The sequence below is a fragment of the Pseudomonas sp. SJZ079 genome, assembly GCF_007993865.1.
GTDB lineage: Bacteria > Pseudomonadota > Gammaproteobacteria > Pseudomonadales > Pseudomonadaceae > Aquipseudomonas.
The window spans coordinates 1-9,215 of sequence record NZ_VIUH01000050.1; the positions used below are offsets into that span (position 1 = coordinate 1).

The 9,215-nt window shown below is 56.5% G+C and carries 7 protein-coding genes; 4 read left to right on the plus strand and 3 right to left on the minus strand.

Annotation, left to right across the window (positions count from 1 at the left end; translation table 11 throughout):
- Positions 1 to 427 precede the first annotated feature (427 nt).
- Positions 428 to 1,114 (plus strand): TIGR04211 family SH3 domain-containing protein, encoded by a 687-nt coding sequence (locus FBY03_RS22830; RefSeq protein WP_147174635.1) that lies wholly within the window; start codon positions 428 to 430, stop codon positions 1,112 to 1,114.
- 180 nt (positions 1,115 to 1,294) lie between these two features.
- Here the strand turns inward: FBY03_RS22830 and FBY03_RS22835 are convergent, their stop codons facing one another.
- The gene (locus FBY03_RS22835; protein WP_147174636.1) at positions 1,295 to 1,903 is read right to left on the minus strand and encodes an FMN-dependent NADH-azoreductase; all 609 of its coding nucleotides are present in this window, start codon (positions 1,901 to 1,903) and stop codon (positions 1,295 to 1,297) included.
- A gap of 123 nt (positions 1,904 to 2,026) precedes the next feature.
- Here FBY03_RS22835 and FBY03_RS22840 point away from each other — a divergent pair, with 123 nt between their 5' ends.
- On the plus strand, positions 2,027 to 2,926 hold the full coding sequence (locus FBY03_RS22840) for a LysR substrate-binding domain-containing protein (protein ID WP_147174637.1): 900 nt from the start codon (positions 2,027 to 2,029) through the stop codon (positions 2,924 to 2,926).
- 608 nt (positions 2,927 to 3,534) lie between these two features.
- On the opposite strand, the gene FBY03_RS22845 is transcribed toward FBY03_RS22840, so the two are convergent.
- Positions 3,535 to 5,649: a 3-hydroxyacyl-CoA dehydrogenase NAD-binding domain-containing protein gene (locus FBY03_RS22845; protein ID WP_147174638.1), complete on the minus strand. Its 2,115-nt coding sequence runs from the start codon at positions 5,647 to 5,649 to the stop codon at positions 3,535 to 3,537.
- 66 nt (positions 5,650 to 5,715) lie between these two features.
- Positions 5,716 to 6,873 carry an OmpP1/FadL family transporter gene (locus tag FBY03_RS22850; RefSeq protein WP_147174639.1) on the minus strand — a complete coding sequence of 386 codons (1,158 nt, stop codon included), beginning with the start codon at positions 6,871 to 6,873 and terminating at the stop codon, positions 5,716 to 5,718.
- A 480-nt stretch (positions 6,874 to 7,353) separates the two neighbouring features.
- On the opposite strand from FBY03_RS22850, the gene FBY03_RS22855 reads away from it, so the two are divergent.
- Both FBY03_RS22855 and FBY03_RS22860 read left to right on the plus strand, forming a co-directional pair.
- Positions 7,354 to 8,328 carry an AraC family transcriptional regulator gene (locus FBY03_RS22855; RefSeq protein WP_147174640.1) on the plus strand — a complete coding sequence of 325 codons (975 nt, stop codon included), beginning with the start codon at positions 7,354 to 7,356 and terminating at the stop codon, positions 8,326 to 8,328.
- A 316-nt stretch (positions 8,329 to 8,644) separates the two neighbouring features.
- Entirely contained in the window at positions 8,645 to 9,184 is a 540-nt protein-coding gene (locus tag FBY03_RS22860; RefSeq protein ID WP_147174641.1) for a hypothetical protein, read from the plus strand.
- Positions 9,185 to 9,215: the final 31 nt, after the last annotated feature.

Sequence of the window (9,215 nt, forward strand, 5' to 3'; positions counted from 1 at the left end):
ATTTGGAACAACCAAACCGCGCTCCTCGTGCCTTGCCTCGCGCAAAAACAAGCTACGGCGCGGCCGCGAATGAAACGGCAACAGACCCTAGGCAAAGAGGACAGCTGCAGCGGGCGGAAGGGCTAAAAGTAAATCATCCGCCCCTTTGGATGTGGCCCTTTGGCTTTTGCTTGCCCGGTGTCTGAGGCATCGTGAATGAACCCAGCCCGACTTCAAGTGTCTGTCACTTGGCGGACTGTCGGGATGGCATAGCCGGCCATGAGCACCCCAGGGAGAGGCCGAAGGTCTCCCCGCCGCAAGCCGCCATCGCTGTTGCCGTCGAAACAACAAGCCCGTCGCTACCCTGGCGGAGCCTATTGGCTACTGCCCCATTGCGTTCTCGCTGGCCATCGGAGCCTTTATCTTTCCTTTTTCATGTGAAGTCCTCATGCCCCTATCTCGTTATCTTTCTGCACTTTTCTCTGATCTTTCCTGCCTCCAGCTCAGCACCCAGCGCCGTGCCCTTGGCGTCGCCCTGCTCGGTGCCATGCTCGCCGTCTGCGGCCCAGCCCAAGCCCAGGAGGACGCCGGCAATCAGCGCTGGGTCAGCGACAGCCTGAACACCTATGTACGCAGCGGCCCGACTGACGGCTATCGCATAGTCGGTACGCTCAAATCCGGGCAGAAGGTCGAGCTGATCAGCACCCAGGGCAACTACAGCCAGATCCGCGGCGAGGCCGGCGACACCGTCTGGATTCCCAGCAGCGACCTGCAGGACATACCCGGCCAGGCCGAACGACTGCCGCAACTGGAGCAGCAAGTAGCCGAGCTCAGCGACCAACTCAAGACCATCGACGACAACTGGAAGACCCGGGTACAGGGCATGCAGGAGACACTGGACACGCGCAAAGCCTTGATCGAAGAACTGCAAGCGCGCCGCACAGCCCTCGACGCCGAACTGAGCGCGACCCAAGCCGAGCTGCGCACCACGCAGGCGCAACTGGGCGATGAGAACAATCAGCTGTTGATGCGCTACCTGGTCTACGGCGCCAGCATCGCCGGCGCCGGCCTGCTCCTCGGCCTACTCCTGCCGGCCCTGACCCGAGGACGCAAGCGCAACGACCGCTGGTTCTAAGTACCCGCCTGAAGCTGGTGGACAAGTAAACCTTGCTCCCCTACAGAGCCTTCACGTTGGCGCAGGGTGCAAAAGCGCGGAACGCTTTCCATCAGTGTCTTACCCAGGCTACCTGGCAGATCACTGGCAGCAACTAAAAAGGCCCGCTAATTCAGCGGGCCTTGTGTTTTAACGGCCAGATTAAGCCGCGATAAACAGTTCATTGACTTGCTGCGCCGCCGCTTGCATGGCCGCAGCACGCGGCTCCTCCCCATAGGCCAGACCTTCGGCGCGCACCACCTGAACGTCGTCGATACCGACGAAGCCGAGGACGAACTTCAGGTAATCCTCATGGGCCGCGCCGCTCGGCTGACCGGCATGCACGCCGCCGGCGGTGGACACTATCACCACCTTCTTGCCGCCAGCCAAACCCTGCGGGCCATTCTCGGTGTAGGTGAACGTCTTGCCGGCGACCGAGATACGGTCGATCCAGGCTTTCAGCTGGCTCGGCAGGGAAAAGTTGTACATCGGTGCGCCAATCACTATGGCATCGGCTTCGAGAAACTCCGCCAGGGTGCGCTCCGACAACTCGCTTTCATGCTGCTGGGCGGCGCTGCGCAGTTCGGCCGGAGTGCCTGCGGCGACCAGACTGGCCGCGGAAAAATGCCCCAAGGCATCGCTGGCCAGATCGCGATAGATCACCTGTGCGTCCGGCTCTGCGACTTGCCAGGCATCGACCACGGCGCGACTGAGCTGACGGGAAGCGGAAGAGTCGGCGAGGATGCTGGAATCGAGGTGAAGTAGTTTCATGTCAGTCTCCAAGGTGGGATCACCCAGTGGCGATCGGGCTGAAACAGATACTACCGGTAGAGCCAATAGCCTATTAGTCGGTAAAAATGCGATAGTTCGTCCCACTGACAGGACGATAAGACCATGCATGACCTCAACGATCTGTTCTACTTCGCCAAGGTAGTGGAAGCCGGCGGTTTCGCCGCCGCCGGCCGGCTGCTGGGCATCCCCAAGTCACGCCTGTCACGGCGCATCGCCGAACTGGAAAACCGCCTGGGCGCACGCTTGCTGCAGCGCACCACACGCAAACTGGCCTTGACCGATATCGGCGAACGCTACCTGCGTCACTGCCAGGCCATGCTGCAGGAGGCCGATCAGGCCGAGGAAACCGTCGCCAGCCTGACCAGCGAGCCGAGTGGACGGCTGCGCGTCAGTACACCCGGTGGCATAGCCTTGCTGCCGGAGTTGGTGGTCAGTTTTATCGCCGCCTATCCCAAAGTGCAGCTGGAGGTGATGCAGACCAGCCGCCGCGTCGACCTGCTCAATGAAGGCGTGGATGTGGCGTTGCGCGTGCGCAGCGCCGAAGACGAAGACCCGACCTTGATCAGCCGCCGCCTGCAACCGGCGCAGGCCTTTGTGGTGGCGGCGCCAGCCCTGCTCCAGGGCCACCATATCGAAACGCCTCAGGACCTGAGCAAACTGCCCGCTCTTGGCGTCCTGGAAGCGGATCGCAAGATCCATCTGCGCCTTCAGCATGACCTCGGCCAGGTGCAAGACATCAGTCTGCCGGCCCGCCTGGCCATCGAGGACTTTGCCGTACGCAAGTGTGCCGCCCTGGCAGGACTGGGCATCACCATGCTGCCGCAACCCTATTGCCACGAGGAGCTGGCCGATGGCCGCTTGGTGCGTTTGCTGCCGCAATGGCGCCTACCAGGCGGTCATCTGCAGGCGGTCTACACCCATAGGCGCGGCATGCTCCCGGCCGTGCGCGCCTGGATCGAACACCTGAGCCAGGCGTTCAGCGACTGGCGGCCGCCGCTCTAGGCTGAGCGAGGAAGCCTGGATATCTCCCTGGGGGAAGTGCTGTGCGGGTTGTCTAACCTATGCGGGCTTGGGAGCTGGGGGCACCACGCGTTATGTCCGGCAGTTGTAGGGCTGGCTGCAAAGGATCGACTCCGGCTAGTCGCGAAAGGCGGCAGTCGACCCAAAGCGCCGGTCGCGATAGGCAGCAATCGGCCAAAACCGGCCAACCAGCGATTCATTTTGGCCGACGCTCAGGTTGATTTTGAACAGTCGGCTTCGACTAATCGCGATTGCGTTCATGTCACGAGAAATCACTCATCGTCCATTCGCCGACTCCGGTCCAAGCCTGCATTGTCTGCCAGTCCTTGCAGGCTCCGTCGCACTCAAGGGCTGGTCAAAAGACTCGCAGATATCGCGGTTAACTTTCCGTTATAGGGCACGTCCCCAGCCATCGATTTCTTCACCGCTCACCAGCTTACAGCGCTTCTGGAGGCCTCGGAGCACGAGTTGGCAATGCTCCAGCGGCACTTCACGAATACCTGCAAGATGGCAACATAAGTAAACTGGCGAAAGGTCTGCAGTGAATCGCCCCTAATGCAAACCTTTGAGACCAAGACTGAGGCAATATTTCATTGATAGAAACCCGCGTTATTGCCAATTCTCGAAAATAATCCAGACGGTACCTCATAGAGTGAACCTAGCGCTTGAAAGCCACGAACCATCTCAATGAAACGCTCCAATCCATACTGGTCGATATAGCGTAGTGGTCCTCCGCGGAAGCGAGGAAATCCCAGCCCTAATATCGCCCCAAGATCGGCATCAGCCGCACTGGCTACAATCCCTTCGTCCAAACAGCGAACTGCCTCCATACAAAGCGGTGCCATCAACCGGTCTATGATCTGCTGATCCGTAACATCCTTGGCTCCAGCGTATTTACTCAGGAAAGACTTAGCGACAGGCGACAAGTCCTTAGGGCGATGACCACTGGATGAGCGCTCATACTCGTAAAAACCGGCACCCTTCTTTTGTCCGAGCAGGCCACTTGCATAAATGTACTCGACTGCCACGGGGACGTGATGCCGCATCCGTGATGGATACCCCTCTTGAATGACCTTGTCGGCATGCACCATGACGTCCAACCCAATGATGTCAGCGAGATGAGCCGGCCCCATCGGCCAGCCAAAGTCTTCCATCACCTGGTCTATTCGCTTGCATTCAACGCCATCGAGCAGAAGAAGGTTAAAGGCGTTGAAGTAGGGGAATAGAATCCGATTAACCAAGAAGCCCGGGCAGTCCTTGACCACGATGGGCTGCTTTCCAATGTTCAGCGCGAAAGCCTCTACGCTGGTGATCGTTTGGTCGGAGGTGAGGCTCCCCTTGACCACCTCGACCAAGGCCATCATCGGCACTGGATTGAAGAAGTGCATGCCACAGAAATTAGCCGGGCGGGTTAGACCTTCAGCCAGTAAATCAATAGATAGGGTGGAGGTATTCGAGGTCAGAATGGCCTGTTCAGGGATCCGAGCTTCTGCTTGGGATAAAACGTCCGCCTTTACATCCAGGCGCTCGACCACAGCCTCAATGACGATGTTCACGCGATCGAACCTAACCCAGTCCAATCCAGGCGATACGTGAGCGGCAACTGCAGCCCGGTTTTCTTGACTAATCCTGCCACGAGACACCTGCTTATCGAGGTAACCCGCGACGGTGTCGACGCCCAATTGAAGGGCCGTTGGATTAACGTCCTTTAGGCTTACTTCGACCCCAGCGGCAGCAATCTGATAAACGATCCCGCCGCCCATGACACCGGCACCAATCACTCCCGCCCGCTCAACACGCACGTTATTCGCGGTTTTTTTCTTAGCGGCAGATTTTGCGTGGTGCTCAATAATGAATAGCCCGATGAGCGCCTTGCTTACGTCGCCCTTGGCTAAATTGGCGAACAGAATCCTTTCCGCTTCTAACGCCTCTTTAAAGGTCAATCGCGCTTGCCGCCCTAGGTATTGATAAATCGCAGTAAACACTTGCTTGCTCTTTCCGCGCGTCGGAAAGGTATCTAAAGGCTCTAACGACACACGAGTAAGGGGCTCTTTTTTCAGCGCCCGGCGAATTTTGGCTTCGGCAAACGGATGACCGGTCCCCAATAGCGCGATAGCTTCATCCAAGAGGCGGTCACGAGGTGCGACCTTATCAATGACCCCGATCTTTAATGCAGCCGTGGCGTCCATGTGCGCGCCACTGAGAATCAAGGGCGCAGCAGCAGACATCCCCGCGATTCGCGTTAAACGGACACTGCCTCCCCAGCCTGGACAAAGCCCAAGGGTAACCTCCGGCAATCCCAAGACCGCGTCAGCAGTTGCCAGGCGAAAATCCGTAGCAAGCGCGAATTCCAATCCGCCACCCAGAGCGGCTCCGTTAATAGCCGCGACAGTGGGGAAAGGAAGGTTTTCGATGCGGTTACAGAGTTGTTGTGCACGCTTTGCCCAGGCCAGGATATCGACGAGGTTTTTTTCGAAGATTGCAGGAAACTCTTTTACATCGGCCCCTACGATAAAAGAGGTTTTATCGCTGGTAATCACCAAGCCATTTATAGCGTCCGTCGTTTCAAGCTGATCAAGCACGGCTTCCCATTCGTCCAAGGCCTTCTCGGACAGCGTGTTGACAGCCGCACCTACTGTGGAAATAGCCCAATGAACGATGCCTTCAGCGAGCGGCTGAAGGCTCATTACAGAACCAACAAACATAAGATTGCCTTTCAAGAAGGAATATAAAATCCGGCAGAGGACCTGCCGGACTTGTGTTCTGCTGAATCAGAACTTCCAGCCATAGCCGACCGTTACAAACCCCATATTCGTGCTGATTTTGCTGCCTTCACTCGCGCCCGACCCTTTAACGCTAGTGCTGAGGTCATACTCATAGCCGAAGGTCAGCTCGCCACCATTCTGGAGAGTACGAGTGGCACCAAACGTCACTGCATTAGGGTTGATGCCAACAAGCAAAGCGTTCTGAACTGCGTAGTCCGATCCAAACTGCTTTCTGGTGGTGCTGTAACCGGTTCGAATAGTCCATTGACGATTCAGCTCATAAGCGATACCAGCGCGGAACACGTCCTGAGAGCGCCAGCCGAAGAGCTCATGAAAGGCGTCGACGTTCTGCCACGAGATGTGCTGCCAATCCAATGCAAACGTCAGTTGATCAGTTGGCTTCAACGCAATGCCGACGGAATATTGCTCCGGGACATCGATTGAGCCGCCAACGGTCGAGAGCAAGTCATCCTCGTACTTGTCCAGATTGCTCATCTTGATTTTCGCGGCGTACATGGCCCCGACCGAGAACCAATCGTTAGCTTGCCAGAGCGCGCCCGCACGCCAACCAGTGCCGTAGGAGTACTCGGCTCCGTGTGCCGGGAAGCCACCGCTACCGTCAGGTAGTGGGATGCCTTGGACTTCAAACCGCTGCGCAGCAAGCGCCAAGGAAAAGCCCAACGACAGCTGATCGTTAACTTTGTAGCCCAAGGTAGGTAAACCTACGACTTGCAGAAACGCCCCTTTGGCACGATCCAGATTGGGATTAGGAATCAGCGCATCGTTGTAGCGAAAAAGCACACCAGACGCAGCGGTGGCGAAGCCCAACGAAACTTGGTCATTCAGTTGGTAGTTGATCCCAAATTCCGGAATGGGCGCGTAACGCTTGCCGCTATGTTTGTTCTCGCTATTCAAGAACTCCGTCTCGCTTTCCACGTAGAGAATCTGTATATCGCCATCTACGCGGGAGCCCACTACAGCCATCCCTGCCGGGTTGGTAGCCGCGGCGGTAGCATCTTGCGGGAAGGCGACGCTTGCACCGGCCATTCCTGCCGCCTTCGCTCCATAACCAGTTAACTGCGTACCATTTGCCGCAAAGCAAACATTGGAGGCGGACGCGATCGTGCCAACGCTGGCCATAGCCATCATCATTATTTTATTCACGACAAAATCTCTTGTTTTTATTGTTGAGCTGATGGGGTTGCCTTCCGGAACTGTGAGAACGTTCGCCGCCTACACCACGCAGCACGCGCCATCTTTTTTAGGAGAACCTCGACGTACCACCACTGCTTCCGGAATTGGAAGCTAGGTTGACAGCGACGAAAGAAGCATGCGCGCCTGCCAGTGCCACGCCTTTAGGAGGAAAGGGACAGAGCCTCACAGGCCGATCACCGGCGGTTGTACGTCGCAACGCGTTGATTTATTGTTCAGGCTGGAACTGAGTATGCAAAGATGATCCGCACCCTGCATAACCGGGTCTGGAGCTGTCCCGATCCCAAACGTGATTACCTGAGGGGCCAGGTACTTCGATAAAAGACGCGTCAGCTCGTGACTAGCAATAAAAATAGGAGTCGGCTTGATGTGTCAGTCGAGCAAGAGGCTGAGGAAGACTCTGCCAATACACCTCAGCACGAGAGGTGATACATGATTGCTGCGCCCAGTGAAACCCGTGATCGCAAGTGGTCGACGCGCGACGCGTCCCACTTGCAGCCGATCAACGCGTTTAATGCGATGGTCTCCGCTGAGATCGCTGAGATGTCTGTTCATAGCGAACTCAATAGCGCCTTTAGTGCTTCCTGGGTTCGATATGGACTCGGCCCAGTCGACTTGAATTTTTTGCAATGCGCTGCGCAAAAAACCTCTCGTTCGATCGAGATGACCTCAAGGGACAAAAAACCGTTCTTCGAGTTTCTGTTTGCTCGCGAGGGTCGGATTCTGGTATCGCACCACGGTGAAAGCACGATTGTCCATCCGGGCTCATTCATTCTGCTATCCGACCGCTACCCTTACACACTTGAGTTTCCAGATGGAAGCAATTGCCTGACCGCACACATGCCAGAAGACTGGCTGAGTACCTGGGTTGCCGACCCTCACAGATTGATTGGAAAACCCTTAGGGGCAGGCGATGTTTGGGCTCGGCCGCTAACGGGGCTGCTGACAGCCGTCGCAGACTCTGGTCTGGAGACGTCCTCTGTTCCACGGTTTGTTCTTGCCGATCAGTTTGGCGCACTTTGCTCGCTAATCATGAATCAACCTAGTGCGGACAAGCACGATTCTGAGCTGGCGAAACGTATCAAAGAGGGAATTCTTGAGCACCACCAATCCCACATGCTGTCTCCCTCAGTCATTGCGAACGAAATGGCCATCAGCACCCGCCATCTGCACCGAGTACTCTCGAGCTCCGGTACTAGCTTCAGTTCGTTACTTACATCGATAAGGCTAGAGCGTGCCGTGCGACTTCTGGCTAACCCGATGCATGGCAAGGTTTCTATTGGGGAAATTTCCTGGCTTTGCGGGTTCGTCGACCAGAGCCATTTTGCCCGCCTGTTCAAAGCGGCTTATGGGGCCACACCCTCCCAATATCGAACTCAACACTGCGGTAAGTCTGTCGAGCACTAGGACAGTTATGTGCTCTGCGATACGGCGCTCGCAATGAGCGCCGTGGGCTTGTGCACGTCAATCGCGCCGCCTCTTCCCCCCCCGCTTTAGCCTGAATTCTCTTCCCTAATCCTTGGCCCGAGCACATTGCTCGTGCCTGCTCAATACCGGTCAATCCAAACGATATTGAAGCCGCAGATCGATTCCCTCTTCGGAGGTCACCCTGCTCCTTATTTCAGGTCACTTACAGGCGCGAACGCTGGCGAAATGATGTGCACCCTTAACTGGCCAATACCTAGTAAATCCTGCCGAATAACTACAAAAAACAGGTCAGCTTGTGATCATCGATCGTTTCGACAACTTAAGTGTCCAGAAGAAGCTTGCGTTTGGATTTTCAGTCGCCGTTGGCATTGGTCTCTCGGTGACAGCCACGGGATTTTATAGTGCTTATGAAAACGCAGAGTCAGTCAGACGCACAACACTTCTGTTAGAGCTTAAAAGCTCACTCATTGGCTCTCTCGCGGGCCAAGGCAAGCTTCCCGATGCCTACCCGGCTCTTATCGAAAGCCTGCGATCCAAATTTAAATCGGCGGATCTGGAAGCGAGCATTCAAGGGCAGTACGCAGACGTGCTCCAGCAACTTTCCGATGCGGTGCGGGTGACGCCGATGGCGCGTTCCGACGCGATGTTCCCGCTGATAGAGAAGACAAACCAACTTACCTCGAAATTGCTCGCCATCGAACTTGAGCAAAGCCAAGGCGGCGTAAGCAGCACCTACTTCCAGCTGTGCTTGACGTCGCTACTCGCCATGGTGTGGGGATTCCATGCGCACTTGGACACCCAGTCCACGAACACTTGGACAGCGATTCCACGCTGACTTGGACACTCATTCCACGGCCCCTTGGACA